Source organism: Rufibacter ruber (assembly GCF_001647275.1).
In the GTDB taxonomy this organism is placed as follows: domain Bacteria; phylum Bacteroidota; class Bacteroidia; order Cytophagales; family Hymenobacteraceae; genus Nibribacter; species Nibribacter ruber_C.
In genome coordinates, this window is record NZ_LRMM01000021.1 from 63721 (window position 1) to 81029 (window position 17309).

Annotated in this window: 19 protein-coding genes and 1 pseudogene; 15 read left to right on the plus strand and 5 right to left on the minus strand. The window is 52.5% G+C overall.

All coding sequences use genetic code 11. The features are described 5' to 3' along the window. Positions 1–572 precede the first annotated feature (572 nt). The gene (locus tag A8O25_RS10260; protein ID WP_066834394.1) at positions 573–923 is read right to left on the minus strand and encodes a HesB/IscA family protein; all 351 of its coding nucleotides are present in this window, start codon (positions 921–923) and stop codon (positions 573–575) included. A 190-nt stretch (positions 924–1113) separates the two neighbouring features. On the opposite strand from A8O25_RS10260, the gene A8O25_RS10265 reads away from it, so the two are divergent. Further along, positions 1114–1656 (plus strand): DUF7935 family protein, encoded by a 543-nt coding sequence (locus A8O25_RS10265; protein ID WP_241498990.1) that lies wholly within the window; start codon positions 1114–1116, stop codon positions 1654–1656. A 75-nt stretch (positions 1657–1731) separates the two neighbouring features. On the opposite strand, the gene A8O25_RS10270 is transcribed toward A8O25_RS10265, so the two are convergent. After that, positions 1732–2040, minus strand: coding sequence for a hypothetical protein (locus A8O25_RS10270; RefSeq protein ID WP_066834398.1), 309 nt, complete (start codon positions 2038–2040; stop codon positions 1732–1734). A gap of 36 nt (positions 2041–2076) precedes the next feature. After that, positions 2077–3138, minus strand: a complete 1062-nt coding sequence (gene dinB, locus A8O25_RS10275) for a DNA polymerase IV (RefSeq protein ID WP_074987968.1) — start codon at positions 3136–3138, stop codon at positions 2077–2079. 228 nt (positions 3139–3366) lie between these two features. Here dinB and A8O25_RS10280 point away from each other — a divergent pair, with 228 nt between their 5' ends. Continuing rightward, positions 3367–3933: a hypothetical protein gene (locus A8O25_RS10280; RefSeq protein ID WP_066834405.1), complete on the plus strand. Its 567-nt coding sequence runs from the start codon at positions 3367–3369 to the stop codon at positions 3931–3933. A gap of 95 nt (positions 3934–4028) precedes the next feature. Here A8O25_RS10280 and A8O25_RS10285 read toward each other — a convergent pair whose 3' ends face one another. Beyond that, positions 4029–4214 carry a hypothetical protein gene (locus A8O25_RS10285; RefSeq protein ID WP_066834408.1) on the minus strand — a complete coding sequence of 62 codons (186 nt, stop codon included), beginning with the start codon at positions 4212–4214 and terminating at the stop codon, positions 4029–4031. 494 nt (positions 4215–4708) lie between these two features. Further along, positions 4709–5098, minus strand: a complete 390-nt coding sequence (locus A8O25_RS10295) for a hypothetical protein (RefSeq protein ID WP_066834412.1) — start codon at positions 5096–5098, stop codon at positions 4709–4711. Positions 5099–5347: 249 nt separating this feature from the next. Between A8O25_RS10295 and A8O25_RS10300 the strand changes: the two genes are divergently transcribed. The 13 genes and pseudogenes from A8O25_RS10300 to A8O25_RS10360 form a co-directional block, all read left to right on the plus strand. After that, a complete protein-coding gene (locus A8O25_RS10300; RefSeq protein ID WP_066834414.1) occupies positions 5348–7612 on the plus strand; it encodes a Tex family protein in 2265 nt (754 codons plus the stop codon). A 425-nt stretch (positions 7613–8037) separates the two neighbouring features. Next, positions 8038–9600, plus strand: a complete 1563-nt coding sequence (locus A8O25_RS10305) for a hypothetical protein (protein ID WP_066834417.1) — start codon at positions 8038–8040, stop codon at positions 9598–9600. 519 nt (positions 9601–10119) lie between these two features. Further along, a complete protein-coding gene (locus A8O25_RS10315; RefSeq protein WP_066834421.1) occupies positions 10120–10539 on the plus strand; it encodes a hypothetical protein in 420 nt (139 codons plus the stop codon). A gap of 27 nt (positions 10540–10566) precedes the next feature. Then, a complete protein-coding gene (locus A8O25_RS10320) occupies positions 10567–10758 on the plus strand; it encodes a hypothetical protein (protein ID WP_066834423.1) in 192 nt (63 codons plus the stop codon). A gap of 15 nt (positions 10759–10773) precedes the next feature. Next, complete coding sequence (locus tag A8O25_RS10325; protein ID WP_066834425.1) at positions 10774–11034, plus strand: hypothetical protein; 261 nt, start codon at positions 10774–10776, stop codon at positions 11032–11034. Between the two features lie 243 nt (positions 11035–11277). Continuing rightward, on the plus strand, positions 11278–11955 hold the full coding sequence (locus A8O25_RS10330) for a response regulator transcription factor (RefSeq protein WP_066834427.1): 678 nt from the start codon (positions 11278–11280) through the stop codon (positions 11953–11955). Continuing rightward, positions 11952–13211: a sensor histidine kinase gene (locus tag A8O25_RS10335; protein WP_066834429.1), complete on the plus strand. Its 1260-nt coding sequence runs from the start codon at positions 11952–11954 to the stop codon at positions 13209–13211. The genes A8O25_RS10330 and A8O25_RS10335 overlap by 4 nt, the downstream gene beginning before the upstream one ends. A 319-nt stretch (positions 13212–13530) precedes the next feature. Beyond that, positions 13531–13971, plus strand: a complete 441-nt coding sequence (locus tag A8O25_RS10340; protein WP_066834432.1) for a PepSY-like domain-containing protein — start codon at positions 13531–13533, stop codon at positions 13969–13971. Positions 13972–14111: 140 nt separating this feature from the next. Further along, positions 14112–14276: a hypothetical protein gene (locus A8O25_RS23230; protein ID WP_161947735.1), complete on the plus strand. Its 165-nt coding sequence runs from the start codon at positions 14112–14114 to the stop codon at positions 14274–14276. After that, positions 14273–15022: a hypothetical protein gene (locus A8O25_RS10345; RefSeq protein WP_066834440.1), complete on the plus strand. Its 750-nt coding sequence runs from the start codon at positions 14273–14275 to the stop codon at positions 15020–15022. The genes A8O25_RS23230 and A8O25_RS10345 overlap by 4 nt, the downstream gene beginning before the upstream one ends. 195 nt (positions 15023–15217) lie before the next feature. Further along, positions 15218–16068: pseudogene (locus A8O25_RS10350) on the plus strand (SPFH domain-containing protein). A gap of 3 nt (positions 16069–16071) precedes the next feature. After that, on the plus strand, positions 16072–16257 hold the full coding sequence (locus A8O25_RS10355) for a type II toxin-antitoxin system antitoxin (RefSeq protein ID WP_066834442.1): 186 nt from the start codon (positions 16072–16074) through the stop codon (positions 16255–16257). 655 nt (positions 16258–16912) lie between these two features. After that, on the plus strand, positions 16913–17309 hold a 397-nt coding region (locus A8O25_RS10360), incomplete at its 3' end, for an inositol-3-phosphate synthase (RefSeq protein WP_193788621.1).

A 17309-nucleotide genomic window follows, 5' to 3' on the forward strand; every position in this document is an offset into this window, starting at 1 on the left:
ATCTATAGGTACGCGTCTGGAGACTCGCGCCAGCGCGTGATGTGGGAAACCATTCGCAACAGGCAAGCAACAATGAACCATGAACCATCAACACTTCTGCCCCTGGCTGATGTGCGCAGCACGGGCTCGCCTCAGGCTAGCGGATCAGCAGTAGTTACCTACTGAAACAGACAGAGCAAGTAAGGCTGATCAGGAAAGGAACCGAAACCAGTCCTGGGGGTGAGCGCCTCTGTTCATACGGTGCCGAAGGCAACGCCAAAGGCGTAGTTTTAACAGCAGTGCTCATCGCCAGGACGGGCCCCGCGGCCGTGAGCGCTTACCGGAAAAGATGAAACAACTCAGTGAGTGCGGCCCTGCGTCAAACGCCAAAGCCAAGGGAACAGCAGACTACGCATTGCCACTGCCACTGCAGCAATACAGCAGAGGAGCAGCAGGCCACGTATTGCAGCAGCAGCAGCAGCAGCAATCCCCAAAGCAGACTTCAAAAGAAGACCATTATCAAATGCTCAACACAAAAAACAAAAGGCCTGCTTTCAAAGCAGGCCTTTTGCAGGTATAAAAGAAAGGAAGTGTTACGCTGAAAAAGAGCTTCCGCAGCCGCAGGTGCTCTTCGCCTGAGGGTTGTTGAAGATGAAGCCACGGGCATTGAGGCCATCCTGGAAATCAACTTCCATCCCTAAGACATACATGGCGTGCTTCTTGTCCATGATGAGCTGGACACCCTCCAGTTCAAAAATCTCATCGGCGTCTTTGGCCTTGTCAAAGCCCAGCAGGTACGACATGCCAGAGCAGCCGCCACCTTGTACACCAATGCGTAACCCGTATTCGGTGGGTACATTTTTATCGTTCATGATTGCCTTCACCTCGTGCAGCGCACGCTCAGTGAGGGAGATCGGGGCTTTTTTTACGGTTGTGCTTTCCATAGTAGTGGGGTTTGCGCTACAAAGTTACTAAAAACTAGACTGTTTCTAAAGATTGGCGCTATACTATTAGTAACCGAAAAACTGTAGAAATGATTCAGCCAGGGCCACATGATTTTTTTACCGATATTTACCAAACCAAGCAGACGCCACCGCCGTCTGCTTTAACGTATTGCTGAGCTTACCTCTTTGAATGATGACTACACCTGATACTGCGACCCTGGTTCTGTGGGTATTGATAAGCACCCTGCCGGCTTTACTGGTAGGCGCGGGCATGTATGTGCTCACGCAAAAATACCTGGAGCGCGATTACCGCAAACGGCTGCTGGAGGTACGGCTCAAGAACAGCGAGGTTATACTGCCCATCAGGCTGCAGGCGTACGAGCGCATTATTCTTTTTCTGGAGCGCATCACCCCCAGCAACCTCCTGATCAGGGTAAGTCCGTCTGGGCTGTCTGCGGTTGAGTACCAGGCGCAGCTTCTGCAGGAGATCAGGGCAGAGTACACGCACAACCTGTCGCAGCAGCTGTACATGAGCGAGGTGGCGTGGCAGCAGGTGAAAAAAGCCAAGGAAGACGTGGTCACCATGATCAACCAGTGTTTTCAGCGGCTGGCGCCTGAGGCAAGGGGAACAGAATTGGCCAAACGCGTGCTGGAGAATGTGCTGCACAATGAGATGGACCCAACTGCGCAGTCGCTCCAGTTCCTGAAGCAGGAACTGCATGAGATTTTTTAGCGGTAGAACGTTGATACTTGCTTTCTCAGACTGAGCCGTTTTGGGGCTGGTTTTCTGAAAACAGGCCCAAAACAGTTAAGCCGATATCAGGTCAAGATAAGTGGTAAGCATATACCAGAGCAGATGCACAGCGATAAACGCCTTGAGGGCAAAGACCAAAGACCAGAACATCTGTTTTGCATAAGCTTTTCTTCTGGCGGCCAGGCAAAAGAGAAACCCCAAGCCTAGAAAGGTCAGAAGAACGAGAAGCAGGAGATAGCCCAGGTAAAAATACCCAATGCTATTGGCTTCTCTGGCGGTATAGGCAAAGAGGTTCAGCACGAAAGTAAGGGCTGCAACACTAAGACCGCTAACTGCCGGAAGCTTCTTCCCAAAGGTTCCCATTTCCTTCTCTTTCCTGCTGTTCATAAGACGGCAAACCTAAAACGGAAAAGACAGCTGCCCGCTTTGCTGCTTCCCGTAGTTCAGGTTGGAGACGGTGATGCCCAGCAGGCGTACCGGCTTGGTGGGCAGGAACGGGGTGTGCAGCAGTTCGGTGGCAATGTCTAGCAAGACTTCTTCGGCGCGTACGCCGGAATAGAAGGTTTTGCTGCGGGTGTTGAGGGTGAAGTCATGGTACTTGAGCTTGAGGGTAATGGTCTTGCCGCTGGCCTCCAGCCGGTGCAGGTCGTAGGCCACCTCCTCGGCCAGGCGTTGCAGTTGGGGCAGCATCTCCTCCTCGGTCTCCAGGTCTTCGCCGAAGGTGCGCTCTGAGCCAATGCTTTTTCTGATGCGGTTAGGCTCTACGGGCCGCTCATCCAGCGCCCGCGCAATCTGGTAAAAATAAGAGCCCGACTTGCCGAAATGCCGGCGCAAATCCATCTCTGACCGGTTCTTGAGGTCTGCGCCGCTGTGAATGCCCAGCTGCTTCATCTTGGCCGCCGTTACGTCTCCAATGCCGTAGAACTTCTCTATGGGCAGGGCCTCTACAAAGGCTTCGGCCTCTTCTGGCAGCACCACGGTGAGGCCGTTGGGTTTGTTCTTGCCAGAGGCCACCTTGGCCAGAAACTTATTGAAAGAGACGCCCGCTGAGGCGGTAAGCCGGGTTTCGTGCAGAATTTCATCTTTAATGCGCTGTGCAATAAACATGGCAGATTTGAGCCCTTTCTTGTTTACGGTCACATCCAGGTACGCCTCATCCAGTGACAGCGGCTCCACCAGGTCTGTATAGCTCAGGAAGATTTCCCGTATCTGCCTTGACACCTGCTGGTACACCTCAAAGCGCGTGGGCACCATGATGAGGTGCGGGCATTTGCGCAGCGCCACCTGGGTTGGCATAGCCGAGAAAACCCCATACTGACGGGCCTCATAGCTGGCGGCGGCCACCACGCCCCGGGCTTTGGTGCCGCCCACGGCCACCGGTTTTCCGCGGAGCGCCGGGTTGTCCCGCTGCTCCACAGAGGCAAAAAAGGCGTCCATGTCAATATGTATGATTTTGCGCACCGGGTAGGGAGAGCGGCCTGCTCCTGGTCTTATGGCGGTACAGGAAGAAGAAAGGGAGGGGGAACACCTTGGTGGCGTACCATAATTATCTTGTTTCTTTACCAGAAACCCAACCCAGACTGCCTTCCTGCGTACTGCGAATTTAAATCAAAACCCCCATTTGGCCTGCACTTGCAGCAGAATATTCTACTTTTGTTCTCAAACCAAATTCTCTAATACCTCTTAACTATGAAAATCAAATCGTTACTCTCTCTGTTGGCATGCGGCGTAGTGAGTCAGTTTATGGTAGGCTGTTCTTCAGGCCAGTATTTTGATTTTAGCGTGCCGGCCGCCTCTTACCGCAAAGTAGCCCCTGCCGCAGAGGCGCAGCAAGTGGCCGTGGTGCAGCCAGAAGCCCCCGTTGCGCCTTCGGCCGAAGCACCCGCTGCCCCAGCCCTGGAAGCCAGTGTGGCCAAAACTGCGGTTGTCACTAAATGGGGGAAGAAAGCGCCATTGACCTCGGCGGCCGTAGCCAAAGCCTTAGAGGCCAATCCGGCAGAAGCCAACGCAATGGCGGGTGAGGTGGCTGCCATCAAAAGCAAGAAAGACATGAAAACCATGGTGAAGCAGCTGAAAAAAGATGTGAAGGAGGCCAAACAGGCAAAAGCCAGCGGGCTCAATTACTACATCAAGATTGGTTTGGTGCTTCTGCTGGCCGGGTTGTTGTTGGCCGCCGTAGGTTTAGGGTTGGCGGGGCAGATCCTGGCCATTGTGGGGGTGGTCTTCCTGATCCTGGGTCTGTTGGAAGTGATTTAACGCAGCCGTCATTCCTTAAAAACAGAAAGGCACCGCTCTGAGCGGTGCCTTTCTGTTTTTGGCCTGTTTTAGCCAAAACGGCCCCAAAACAGACATCAATCCTGGTGGCGGTTTACGTAGTAGAGTACAAGGCCCAGCAGCGTTACCGTGCCTTTGATAACCCACCCCACGGCACTGCCCCAGTTGTCTGCCCAGAGCAGGAGCCCGTGCTGAATCCCCAGCGGAGCCAGCAGCAGGGAAACCATCCCTGCCAGAAAAAGTAAGATGCCAATGAATTTCATAGCGGCTGCGATTAAGTGATCTTATAAAATATAAAGCTATCTGTTTTGAAAAGGGGCGCTTCTGGAAGCGCAATGCGTGTTTTTTTTGAAGATGCAGAAAGACCTGCCATTTCATACCGCCTGCCCAACTTTTTTTTACCTGGTAAGAGCCGGGGAACGTTTGGCTATTGCCGTGCAACTCAGCCGCGCAGGAACCGGCCTTTCCCCTTGCCATAGCGCGGGTATGCTGCTCAGGAAGAGCGGCGCCCGAACCTTGCGCTGCAGCATTTTACCTGCCATGCCCAAAGGTAAGCCATATAGAAACCATCTCCTGTTTTCGGCCTTGGCCGAAGGAAGGCTTACACAGGCAAAAGAAAAGTCTGCCCCAGGGCCGCCCATGACAGACCAACTCCCAACACAGACTCTGGTTGATTCAAACTGGTGGTGCTGTATTTTCTGTTTTTGGCCTGTTTTCTGAAAAACTGCCAAAAACAGAAAATACAGCAGTGGCCGGATTAGTTGCTGTATTCTTCAGCGGCGCGGCCCCCGCCCAGCGGACCGCCTTCCTGCGGAACGCCTAACTTCTTCTCCCGCTGCTTCTGGTACTGGGCAAACTGTACAGGGGTCAGGACGGCTTTGAGAGATTCCAGGCGGGTGGCACCAATCAGGTCAATGGTGGCCTTCAGCTGCCGGGGGTTGGCCTTGTGGTCTACCTTCGCCTTCTCCAGTTGCTGAATGCTGGCGAGGTTGATCTCCCGCACCTTGGCCGCCTGGGCATCGCTTAGCCTAAGGTGTTGGGTCATGGTGGTGGTCATGGCTTGCGCGCGGGCCTCAGGGGTGGTAGGGGTGTTTTGCGCCTGGCTGGTGTAGGTGGCCAAGGCAAACAGTAGAACAAGTTGTTTCATACGGGTGAATGTTAATTCTGGCACTGTAAAGGTGGTTACAACCAAGAGTGATTTCCCGGGCAAATGGTTCCTTTCAGGCTTTTACAAAGATACAAAAACCAAGCCAGCCTTTGCCGCCGCCCACAAGATTTGACCTGCCCGCGGTGTATGCGGTAAACTAAAATAGCCTTATCTTTGAAGACAGTTTTCTGCCCGCAGAAGAGGTAGGAAACAGCATACACGTCTTTTAAAGATTGACTTTAGATTAGCATGCCAGAAAACCATTTCAAGAAAATTGCGGGTGAGCTGCAGGTAAGTGAGCGTCAGGTAGAAGCCACGGTGCAATTGCTGGATGAGGGCGCCACCGTTCCCTTTATTGCCCGTTACCGCAAAGAAGTTACCGGCACTCTGGATGAGGTAGCCATTGCTGCCATCAGAGACCGTATTGAACAGCTCCGTGACCTGGACAAGCGCCGCGAGAGCATCCTGAAATCTTTGAAAGACCAGGAGAAACTCACCCCGGAGCTGGAAGCCCAGGTTTTAGCCGCCCAAACCATGGCCGTGCTGGAAGATATTTACCTTCCGTTCAAACCCAAGCGCCGTACCCGCGCCACCATTGCCCGTGAGAAAGGGCTGGAGCCGCTGGCGCAGACGCTGTTTGAGCAGGCCAACATTGACCTCCACACGGAGGCCGCCGCGTTTGTGAGCGAGGAGAAAGAAGTAAAAGACACTGAGGAGGCCTTGGCCGGCGCCCGTGACATCATTGCCGAATGGGTGAATGAAAACCCGGAAGCCCGGGCCAGCATCCGGAACCTGTTTGAAAAGCAGGGCGTGTTCAAGGCGCGCGTGGTGCCGGGTAAGGAAGAGGACGGCCAGAAGTACAAAGACTATTTTGAGTGGGACGAACCCATTGAGAAAGCCCCGTCGCACAGAATCCTGGCCATGCGCCGCGGCGAAAAAGAGAATGTTCTCATGCTAGACGCCCAGCCAGACGAAGACCTGGCCATTGAAGCCCTGGAACGCCAGTTTGTGAAAGGAAGCAACGCCGCTGCCCAGCAGGTGAAACTGGCCGTGAAAGATGCCTACAAGCGTCTGCTGCGCCTGAGCATGGAAACCGAGGTGCGCCTCTCGTCCAAAAAGCGCGCTGATGAGGAAGCCATCAGGGTGTTTGCTGATAACCTGAGGCCTATGTTGCTGGCGGCTCCGCTGGGGCAGAAACGCGTACTGGCCATTGACCCCGGCTTTAGGACCGGCTGTAAAGTGGTAGCCCTTGATGAGCAAGGCAAGCTGCTGCACTATGAGGCTATTTTCCCGCACAACGGGGCCAATCAGGCTACTACCGCTGGTCAGCAGGTGATGGTAATGTGCCACAAATACAACATTGAGGCCATTGCCATTGGCAACGGTACCGCCAGCCGCGAGACTGAAACCTTTGTGCGGGGCCTGGGCCTGCCCAACTCCATTGCCATCATCATGGTAAATGAAAGCGGCGCCTCTATTTATTCTGCCTCAGACGTGGCCCGGGAGGAATTCCCAGACCAGGACATCACCGTACGGGGAGCCGTGTCTATTGGTCGCCGCCTGATGGACCCGTTGGCCGAGCTGGTGAAGATTGACCCCAAGTCTATTGGCGTAGGCCAGTACCAGCATGACGTGGACCAGAACGCCCTCAAGCACAGCCTGGATGATGTGGTCATGAGCTGCGTGAATGCCGTGGGCGTAGAGGTGAATACAGCCAGCAAACAGCTGTTGACCTACGTGTCTGGCCTGGGGCCGCAACTGGCGCAGAACATTGTAGAGTACCGCAACCAGAACGGGCCTTTCAAAACCCGCAATGAACTGCGCAAAGTAGCCCGTCTGGGTGATAAAGCCTTTGAGCAGGCGGCCGGTTTCCTGCGCATAAGAGGGGGGAAGCACCCGCTTGACTCCAGTGCGGTACACCCTGAGCGGTACGGGCTGGTAGAGCAGATGGCCAAAGACCTGGGAGCCACCGTAGAAGACCTGCTCCAGAACGCCGAGTTGCGCAAGCAGATTGATCTGAAAAAATACGTGTCAGACACCGTAGGTTTGCCCACCTTGCAAGACATCCTGAGCGAGCTTTCCAAACCAGGCCGTGACCCACGCCAGTCGTTTGAGGCGTTCAGCTTCACTGAGGGCGTAAATGAAATCAAAGACCTGCGTACCGGCATGAAATTACCCGGCATTGTCACCAACATTACGGCCTTTGGGGCATTCGTTGACATTGGGGTGCACCAGGACGGTCTGGTACACGTGAGCCATTTGTCTGACCGCTTTGTGAGCAATCCGCATGACGTGGTGAAGGTGGGGCAGAAGGTTGAGGTAACCGTGCTGGAGGTAGAGGTGGGGCGCAAGCGCATTGCCCTCTCTATGAAAGGCGATCCCGCCGCCGCCGGAACCAGGCCTAGCCGGGGCAATGACCGCAAGGCAGGCGGCCAGAACAGCCGCCGGGAAGCTCCCGTGGAGGAAGAAGACATGGCGACCAAACTGAACAAGCTGAAGAGCATGTTCCGGTAACCAAGCCTGTTCAAGATCAGCAAAAGGCCAGAGAATTTCTCTGGCCTTTTTTGGGTTTGCTTCAAATGTTTGCGCCGGTACGTTTCACCTTTGCCTGTTGAAGTAAGGTGTCCACATCTGGTACATTGGTGTTAGCCATGGAAGGAGTGCAAGAAAACTTTTTAACCAGGAGATACTTTAAAACCTATATGCGCTTTTGTGCATCATCTGCTTAATTGTATCTTTATAACAACATTTTATTTAAGTACTTAGAGCTTGTTTTAATTTTGATTTTGCAGGCGGTAAGCGGGCATAAGGTTCTTCTATAGCATTTTCAGAGCAGCATAGCAGCGCTATGGTGTGAAGAAAAAGGCAAAATCAGGTTCTTTAGATGCCCGTTTGCAGCGCAAGAAAAATGTAAGCATGCTCTTCTATCCATTATTTATATGCAGAAATTTTTACCCTTTTTCTTACTGGTTCTCTTTACCTTCTCAGCACAGGCTCAAAAAGACACCCTGCGCATCAGAAATATCTCTTATGCCTCTGCCTTTGAAGAGAAATATCTGAAAGCCTTAGACGCAGGCGATCAGAATCAACTGGCTTTGCTGTTAGCGGTGAACCCGTCTGTGACAGAAACTGAGCTTGGGGTGGCAAAACAGGCAATGCAACAGCTGTACACCGCCTTAGATCTGAGCAAAATTCAGGAAAAGCCGCTAGCCAAGCAGGTAAAGCTTATTTTTGAAACCGCCCACAGGCGTTTCCTGAAGAAATATGAAGAAATCGCCTCTTTTGATCAGGTGATGAAAACCGGGACTTATAACTGTGTGAGCGCCACCGCCCTCTACGCAGTCATTCTGGAGCATTACAACATTGCGTATGAGATTAAACAACTCCCTACCCATGTGTACCTGGTGGCTGATCCCAAAGGCAGCAACATTATGATGGAGTCTACCAACCCCGCAGGCGGCTATTTTGTACCAGATCCCAAGTTTAAAAAGAACTATGTGGAGTATTTGCAGAAAGGGAAGCTGGTCAGTGAGGAAGAAGTCAGAACCAAAGGGGTGGAAGGCGTCTTCAGCGAGCATTTTAAGGCTGATAAATCCATCTCCTTTAAGCAGCTGGTTGCGTTGCAGTATTACAATGAAGGGGTGAAGAAATATGAGGAGCAGGCGTATGAGAACGCCAGTAAAGCGTTTCAGAAGGCGTATTACCTGTACCCATCCAATGAGACGCGCTATCTGCTCACGTCTGCACTGGCTCAGCAGATGAATGGGATCAACTATGACAAAATGGAGCAGGTGGAGCTCCTGACCAGTTTCTACGCCATGCAGCCAGGTGACGCTTACCGTGATGAGTTTACCAATGACTTCAAGGTCATGACGCAGAAACACCTGTTAGACAAGCCAGATACCGCTTTCTACAACAAGATTTACACGGCCTTCCTGAACACGGCACGGGACAGCGTCTCTTATAAAGACATAGCGTATGTGTACCATTTCCATCAGGGAAGAGTCAGGGCCCTGAACAATCAGTATGCCCCGGCGCTGGAATTCTTTACCAAAGCCTATTCCTTCAACCCGGCCAGCACCGAGTTGACCGGAATGATCAAATCTGTAGTGTATGAGTTGCTGAACCGCAACCGGTTTCAAGGAGATTTAGGGAAGTCAGTTGAGCAGTACCAGAAACGCTTCAGCTTTTTCAATAATGATCCCACTTTCCATAATGTCTGCCTCCTGGCCTTTGCAAGGGCAACCCAAAATGCTTTTGATGCTGACAACAGGGCAGAGGGAAAGAAGATGTTGGCCTCACTTGAAAGTCTGTACAAGCAAGACAAAGGAGATTTCACGGCCCGAATGATGGGAGATCTGCATTTGATCGCCTGCCAGTCTTATATGAGAGCTAAAAGTGCCGCCGGAATGAAAGAGTATGCGAAAAAGGGACTGGCGTATGATCCTAATAACGAGCGTCTGCGGTTAGTGACCACCATGCCGGCAAATGCCAGGTTTTAAAAGACCAGCTTCTACCACGGTACATGCAAAAGGCCAGAGAGTTTCTCTGGCCTTTTGCATGGGTTGGGCCGTAGGCCGTTGCGGGCAAACAGCCCCCATTTCTGTTTTGGGCTGTTTTCTGAAAAACAGCCCCAAAACAGAAATGGGGGCTGGGGAAAATGCTTTGTATTCCGCCGTGGCGGGAAATACCTTATTAAAATTACTTTAGCCCAACCGGGAGAATACCCTTCAGAGCTGCTGTAGGCCATGGGGGTGTTGAAGTTTGGGTGGCTTGTCTTAGGAGGTCTGCCTTTGAGGGATTATTTTTGGGGTGACGGCAAGGGGGAACCACCACGCCAGCTAAGGTAACTGTAGGCCAGAAGTAGCTGAATAAATTTTACCTAACTGGATTAGTACTATTCATTTGTTGGTTTACTCCTAAACCTGAACCCGGTAAATCTAGTTATTAACATGATAAATAAGGCAAAAGATCTTTCGCCTTTACACCATGTCATTAAGCTGCTAATTAAAAAAGTATAAATGGATAAGAAGTACCTTCATCTGGAGCTGGACCGGTTGCACCACCTTTTGGTGCTGCACTGGCAGGACTTTGTTCCAAGTGAAGCGTACCGTGAAGGCCTGTTAGAGGGGCTGCAGGTGTCCAGGCGGGAGAACGTGGTCAACTGGGTCATGGATACCAAGCACATGAAGGTAATCAGGCAGCCAGACCAGGATTGGACCGTCACCACCTGGTTTCCGCAGTTCCAACTCCTGGGGGTGAAGCGGCTGGGGATTGTGGTGTCTAATGATATCTTCAACCAGATGGCCATCAGTAGCATGGTGGCGGCCCTCAGGTCTAAAATGTCTAGTGAGGTAGAGTACTTTCAGGAATTGGAGGCGGCGCTCCGGTGGGCGCAGGAGGGGGAGAGCGGCATTTCTACCTTGTTTACCGTACAATAAGCCTATAAAACGTCTCTGGTTACCTGTATGCAGATTAAAAAGAAAGTAAAAGCCATTCTTCCGTTAGAAGGCGGCCGTTTTGTGGCCCTGGGGGTGTTTGTAAAAGCCGCTGAGCAAGCCAATTGGTCAGACCAGGAGATACAGTCAGTGATAGATGAGGTGGTGGAGGCTGAAGAGCCTGAAGCGCTGGCTTTGCTGCAATCGTACACAGTGCAATAATTATTACCGCCGCCTATGCCGTTAAGTCCTAAACTGGAGGCCAAGCTGGCCAAACCATATGCCCCCTCTTCCCGCATTGATGATGTTTTTGCCGGGAACGACCTCACCTTTATCACAGATGAGAACGGCCGGGCGGTCACCTTGTTCATTGGCAGGCGCCGGCCAGACGGCAGCATTAGCGGCGAGCGGTACGTGCGCCGGTTCAAATATGAGGCAGACGGCACTACCGTCAAGTCCAGCCACTGGGAAGGCAAAGGCAAAGTCACCCGTTCCTGACGTTTCTGTTTTTGGCCTGTTTTCAGAAAATCAGGCTAAAAACAGAAACTTTATTGCAGCCGGTGTCCCTTTCGGCAAATGCCGAAAACAGCATTGAAAAAAGTTTCCCCTTAAAAAAGGCGTATTGGTTTCTTGAGGAGAGGCGGCCTGGTCATTTCACCTGATGATAAAATGGCCCTAAGGCATCTCTGTTCCCAACTCTTTCCAGAATTGCCCCCGTATTTAGGGCAAAAACCCGGTGGTATGAAAATATTGGTCATTGAAGATGAGCCCGCCATGCTGGAGAACATGGTCAGTTCCCTTAAACAGGAGCAGTACATGGTAGAGTCTGCCTCTACCTTTGATCTGGCCCTGGAGAAGGTTTCCCTGTATGACTATGACTGTATTCTGCTGGACATCACCCTGCCAGACGGCAACGGCCTGGAACTGCTGGAGGAACTGAAGAAACAGCAGAAAACGGACGGGGTGATCATTGTCTCCGCCAAAGACAGCCTGGATGATAAAATTGCCGGTCTGGAGATGGGCGCAGATGATTACCTGCCCAAGCCGTTCCACATGGCAGAACTGCACGCCCGGGTAAAGTCTGTGCTGCGGCGCAGAAAGTTTGAGGGCAACAACCTGCTCCAGCTCCAGAACCTCCAGATTGACTTAGACAAGCATGAAGTACAGGTGGCCGGCCAGGAACTCACCCTCAACCGGAAAGAGTATGACATCCTGCTGTACCTGGCTACCAACAAAGACCGGCTGGTGAGCAAAACCGCCTTGGCCGAGCACGTGTGGGGCGATTACATTGACCAGGCAGACAACTATGAGTTCATCTACTCGCAGATCAAGAACCTCCGGAAAAAGCTCAAAGACCATTGCGCCGAAATAGAAATCCAGGCCATTTACGGCATTGGCTATAAACTGGTCATAGTATGAAACTGCTCAACCGCGCCACCGCCTACTTTGCCGTGCTGCTCCTGGTGGTGCTTTCTGCGTGGGCGGCTCTTTTTTACTACAACATGCTGGATGAAATCTATGACAGCATAGATGATGGCCTGGAGAACCAGAAAATACTGGTGATGCAAAAAGCCCTGCAAGACAGTACCGTGCTGGCGCAGCGGGAGTTTGAGGCCGGGTATTACCAGGTCAAGGAGCTCCCCTTTAACCTGGCGGTCAACCGCAAAGACCAGTACCGGGACACGCTCATGTACATGTTGAATGAGAAGGATTATGAGCCGGTCAGATTGCTGGTGACGGTTTTTCAGCAGGGCGGGCGGTATTATGAGCTACGGGTGATCACCTCTATGGTAGAGGAAGATGACCTCATTGAAGACCTGCTGTACTCCCTGCTGTGGCTGTACCTGGGGCTGCTGGTAAGCCTTTTAACCCTGAACAACCTTGTGCTCAAGAGTATCTGGCAACCCTTTTATCAGATACTGCACCGGCTGCAGCGGTTCAGGCTGGAGAAAGGGGAGGCCCTGCCCCCGGTCAAGACCAACATTGAAGAGTTCAGGCTGCTGCATGAGACGGTAGACAAGCTGCTGCAAAGCAACATTGACACCTATAACAGCCAGAAAGCCTTTATTGAAAACGCGTCACATGAGTTGCAAACACCGTTGGCCATCAGCCTGAACAAGCTGGAGCTGCTGGTAGAGAAAGAAGGGCTCACAGAAGAGCAGATGCTGCAGCTGGGTGCGGTGATGCAGCACCTGGGGCGGCTTTCGCGGCTGAACAAGTCCCTGTTGCTCCTGTCTAAGATTGAGAACCGCCAGTTTCAGGAGATGGGGCCGGTGAACCTGCAGGAGATTGTACGGCAGGCACTGGCAGACCTGGGAGATCAGATAGAATACAAAGAGCTGCAGGTTTCTGTGCAGGAGGAGCCGTGTCTGGTGCAGGTAAACCCAGATCTGGCCACGGTGCTGGTGTACAACCTGCTCAAGAATGCCGTGGTACACAATGTGCAGGGCGGCTTTCTCAACCTTCACCTCACTGCCCAGGCGCTGGTGCTGGAGAACTCCGGCAAAGACCAGGCGCTAGACACCCAGAAACTGTTCTCCCGGTTCTACAAAGAGGCTTCAGTGTCTGGCTCAACGGGGCTGGGGCTGGCCATTGCCAAAGCCATCTGTGACCTGTACGGGTTCAGCATCAGGTACCGCTACCAGCAGGCGCACCTTCTGGAAGTAACATTCTAAGGCTGTTTCTGGGCTGTTTTCTGAAAAACAGCCCAGAAACAGGAAACTTTATTCTGCGCCAGAGCCTGGTTAAATCTGCCTTTCACGCCGCAGAGTGCCAGGCAAAATGCCGTCGCTCACCCTTTTCTTGCCCCGTGGCGCTGCTGCGCAACTCAACTACTGCTGTTGTAGATCCTCTCTCTGGCACTCTTCGCCCGTAAATAAAAAATCAGATATGCTCTGAAAAAAAAAATCAGCAATGCAGGCCTATTCCCAATTGTTTCCGGTTTTGAGTCTGACCTTTGGACTGTAAATTATAATTAACCTGAAGGAAAAAGATATGAAAGCCAGTATGATAGCCTTGATAACAGCCGGAACCGTGTTCATGGGCTGTAGCCAGAAAATCACCCCGGAGAACCTCCCCTCAGTGGTGAAAAATGCCGTGCATTCTAAATTCCCCGCCGCCCAGGTGGTGGAGTGGGAGAAGGAGGGGAGCCTCTTTGAGGCCGAGTTCGCCATAGGCCAGACTGAATACACCGCCCTGGTAGACGGCACCGGCAATATTGTGAAAAGCAAGCAGGAGCTCACCGCTGCTGACCTGCCGGCAGAAATAGCCATGACCCTGAAGAAAGACTTCCAGGCCTACCTGGTGGAAGACGTGGAGCGGGTAGAGCAGCAAGGGCAGGTGTACTTTCAAGTGGAGTTGGAGAACAACAATGAAGAGCTGAAACAAGTGTACACCGCTGCCGGCACCGCCGCTTCAGTGCCCTTCTGGGACTAAGCCTGCCTGAGGGCAGGAAAGGTTGAGAAAAGCTGTTTTCGGCCTGTCTTCAAGAAACGCGAAAACAGAAACAAACAGTATACAGCGTATGGCCAGACGGTTTTGCCAGGCCCGCGCTTCACCAGTAAATAAAGAAAACTATGAAACGGTTGCAAGTCATTATTGGAGGGCTTCTCCTGTCAGTGTCCCTGATTGCGTGTGAGGCCAGTCAGGCAGATGCCAAGGGCACTGAGGGGGCCCGTAAGGAAAAGAAAGCGAAGAAAGAGAAGGTGGCGCCAGAGCCGGCCTCTGCCGCGTCACAGTGACCCAGAAATGGGAGGTGCCTGAGATTCTGCGTGAAGTCTCTGGCATTGTCTATATGGGGAACGGCCAGTTTGCCTGCATTCAGGATGAGGCCGGGGTGATCTTCATTTACAACACCCAATCTGGGTTGATTGAGCGCCAGATTACCTTCGGCGCAGCCGGTGACTATGAGGGTATTGCCCTGAACGGGACCACGGCCTACGTGGTGCGCAGTGACGGGAGGGTTTTTGAGGTGACCAACATTGACACGCCCAAGAACAAGGTGAGCGAGTTTACCACCCACCTCACCGCCAACCACAACGTAGAGGGGCTGGCGTTTGACCAGAAGAACAACCGCCTGCTGCTGGCCATCAAGGGCGAGGAGGCCGGCGCCCCAGACTTCAAAGGGATTTATGCCTTTGACCTGGCCGCTAAGAAACTGGCAGAGCAGCCCATTATGAAACTGAGCCTGCGGGACCCGCAGCTGTCTAAGCTGGCGAAGGCCAAGCGCAAGAGCCTGAGCAAAATCTGGCAGCCGTCTGAGATTGCCGTGCACCCGGTATCAGGGGAGATTTACCTTACGGAGGCCTCTAACCCGCAGATCTTCATCCTGAATGAAAACGGAAGCATCAAGAAGCGGTACCCGTTGAGCAAGTCCCAGTTCTATAAACCAGAGGGGATTGCCTTCAGCCCGGCTGGGGAGCTCTTCATTTCTAACGAGGGCAAAAAAGAAAAAGGGAATATTATGGCCGTACAGATCAAGTCATAACCAGTGCGTTTTAGCGCTGTTTTGACAAAAACAGGCCAGAAACAGAAAAGCCGCCCCGGTTACCGGGGCGGCTTTTCTGTTAAGAGCGCATGCGAGGGGCTTTCTCTGGGGTGGGCATATCAAAAAGTTCTTGCAAATGCTGTATCGGTTTGCTACTTTTATTGATATTAATATGATATCAAAATAACTAAAGCTATGAATGCAGAAAAACCCCATCACCCCGCTTCCGGCTACGCCATTCTGGTGTTGCTTTTGCTCCTGATCATGGCAGGCGGTGCCTGTGTGTATTACATAAGCCCAGAGGTCATGGTGCCCTTTGCGTTGGTGTTCATCTTTCTGTGCAAGGGTTTCAAAATTGTAAACCCCAATGAATCAAGGGTGCTCACCCTGTTTGGCGAGTACAAAGGCACCATTAAGCAGAACGGCTTTTTCTGGGTAAACCCGTTCTTCGCGTCTAAAGACATCTCCCTGCGCGCCCGTAATCTGGACACCAACCCCATTAAGGTGAATGACAAGTTGGGCAACCCCATCATGATTGGCGTGGTGCTGGTATGGCGGGTAGAGGAGACCTTTAAGGCTGCGTTTGAGGTTGACAATTTTGAGCTTTTTGTGAAAGTGCAGAGCGAGTCTGCCATGCGCAAGCTGGCCGGTGCCTACCCGTATGACAACTTTGAAGACGAAAGCGAGATTTCGCTGCGCGGCAGCAGCCAGGAAGTGAATGATGAGCTGGAGCGGGAACTCATGGAGCGCCTGGCCATAGCCGGAATCCATGTGCTGGAGGCCCGCATCAGCTATCTGGCCTACGCCCAGGAGATTGCCAGTGCCATGCTGCAGCGCCAGCAGGCAACCGCCATTGTGGCCGCCCGCGCCAAAATAGTAGAGGGGGCTGTGGGCATGGTAGACATGGCCCTGGCGCAACTGAATGACAAACGCCTGGTCACCTTTGATGAAGAACGCAAAGCCGCCATGGTCAGCAACCTCATGGTGGTGCTTTGCTCAGACCGGGCGTGTCGCCGGTGGTCAACACAGGAACCTTACACCCCTAGCCTATGGCCGAAAAAAAATCGTTTGCCCTGCGCATGAATGCAGAGATGATGAAGGCGGTAGAAAAATGGGCAGCAGATGAGTTCAGGAGTACCAACGGCCAGATTGAATGGATTATTCAGGAAGCCCTGAAAAAGGCGGGCCGCATGCCCAAGCCCAAACCAGATAGACCTGAAGAAGCGGCTCCCTAATGTCTGCTCTATCCCTCAGATCTGGGCATCCCCTTCCGCCCGGGGCGGAAAAAAGGGTGAATTATCAGTTGAACAGCTTGCTCCCAAGTCTGGAAAGGCCACGTTGACACCTATACCTTCAGCTGGAGGTGCCCGTGAGAAGTAGGCGGTTCCCTTGCGGGAAATCAAATTTCTGCTGAATGGAACTGGCGGAAGGGCGGGAAACCCATAGCCGCCCCGCCTCTGTCAGATAAGAAGCATAGAAGCAAGCCTGCTGGAGGCAGGCTTGCTTCTATACAGGGCGCATCAATGAAGCCTGGCAGAATAAAACCCTCCCATTCCTGAACCGCTAAAGTAGAATTGCGTTTTGGGCCTGTTTTTCCAAAAACAGGCCCAAAACAGGTTCAGCGGAGACCGCCTCAAATTCCCACCTTCCCTGCCGGGTAGAGGCTGTTTCCTTTCACCTGACAGAGATCCCCCTCTCAGGAGAATTACTTTCTGAAAATATAGTGGTTTGTTTTTGTGTTGATTCTCATAGAGTTTAGCCATAAAAGGGTAGAAATACTGATGGAAATTGAAATGTAATCAAATTGTTATTGAAGATAAATTAGATAACTTAAGCCTGATTTTATTGAACTCATTTTCCCCAAAACTCTACCTATAAAATCAAACCTATATGGAATACCAATTAAAAGAAGCCAGCGGCAAGCTGGGGATCCTGCTGCCGGGCCTGGGCGCGGTGGCGACCACCCTGATCGCGGGTGTGGAGTCGATCAAGAAAGGGTTTTCACAGCCGGTGGGCTCGCTCACGCAGATGGGCCGGATCCGGCTGGGCAAGCGCACCGAGAACCGCCACCCGCTGATCAAGGATTTTGTGCCGCTGGCTGATTTGAACAACATCGCTTTCGGCGGCTGGGACGTCTATGCAGACAACGTGTTCGAGGCGGCCGTCAAGGCCAGGGTGCTGGAGCCCGTGCTGCTGCACGCCATCAAACCCGAGCTGGAGGCGCTCAAGCCCATGAAGGCGGTCTTCGACAAGGCCTACGCCCGCAACCTGGACGGCGAGCACGTGA

Excerpts from the sequence above, each read along its gene's own strand:
- A8O25_RS10260 (WP_066834394.1), bottom strand. The coding sequence starts at position 923 with ATGGAAAGCACAACCGTAAAAAAAGCCCCGATCTCCCTCACTGAGCGT.
- A8O25_RS10265 (WP_241498990.1), top strand. The coding sequence starts at position 1,114 with ATGATGACTACACCTGATACTGCGACCCTGGTTCTGTGGGTATTGATA.
- A8O25_RS10270 (WP_066834398.1), bottom strand. The coding sequence starts at position 2,040 with ATGGGAACCTTTGGGAAGAAGCTTCCGGCAGTTAGCGGTCTTAGTGTT.
- A8O25_RS10280 (WP_066834405.1), top strand. The coding sequence starts at position 3,367 with ATGAAAATCAAATCGTTACTCTCTCTGTTGGCATGCGGCGTAGTGAGT.
- A8O25_RS10285 (WP_066834408.1), bottom strand. The coding sequence starts at position 4,214 with ATGAAATTCATTGGCATCTTACTTTTTCTGGCAGGGATGGTTTCCCTG.
- A8O25_RS10295 (WP_066834412.1), bottom strand. The coding sequence starts at position 5,098 with ATGAAACAACTTGTTCTACTGTTTGCCTTGGCCACCTACACCAGCCAG.
- A8O25_RS10300 (WP_066834414.1), top strand. The coding sequence starts at position 5,348 with ATGCCAGAAAACCATTTCAAGAAAATTGCGGGTGAGCTGCAGGTAAGT.
- A8O25_RS10305 (WP_066834417.1), top strand. The coding sequence starts at position 8,038 with ATGCAGAAATTTTTACCCTTTTTCTTACTGGTTCTCTTTACCTTCTCA.
- A8O25_RS10315 (WP_066834421.1), top strand. The coding sequence starts at position 10,120 with ATGGATAAGAAGTACCTTCATCTGGAGCTGGACCGGTTGCACCACCTT.
- A8O25_RS10320 (WP_066834423.1), top strand. The coding sequence starts at position 10,567 with ATGCAGATTAAAAAGAAAGTAAAAGCCATTCTTCCGTTAGAAGGCGGC.
- A8O25_RS10325 (WP_066834425.1), top strand. The coding sequence starts at position 10,774 with ATGCCGTTAAGTCCTAAACTGGAGGCCAAGCTGGCCAAACCATATGCC.
- A8O25_RS10330 (WP_066834427.1), top strand. The coding sequence starts at position 11,278 with ATGAAAATATTGGTCATTGAAGATGAGCCCGCCATGCTGGAGAACATG.
- A8O25_RS10335 (WP_066834429.1), top strand. The coding sequence starts at position 11,952 with ATGAAACTGCTCAACCGCGCCACCGCCTACTTTGCCGTGCTGCTCCTG.
- A8O25_RS10340 (WP_066834432.1), top strand. The coding sequence starts at position 13,531 with ATGAAAGCCAGTATGATAGCCTTGATAACAGCCGGAACCGTGTTCATG.
- A8O25_RS23230 (WP_161947735.1), top strand. The coding sequence starts at position 14,112 with ATGAAACGGTTGCAAGTCATTATTGGAGGGCTTCTCCTGTCAGTGTCC.
- A8O25_RS10355 (WP_066834442.1), top strand. The coding sequence starts at position 16,072 with ATGGCCGAAAAAAAATCGTTTGCCCTGCGCATGAATGCAGAGATGATG.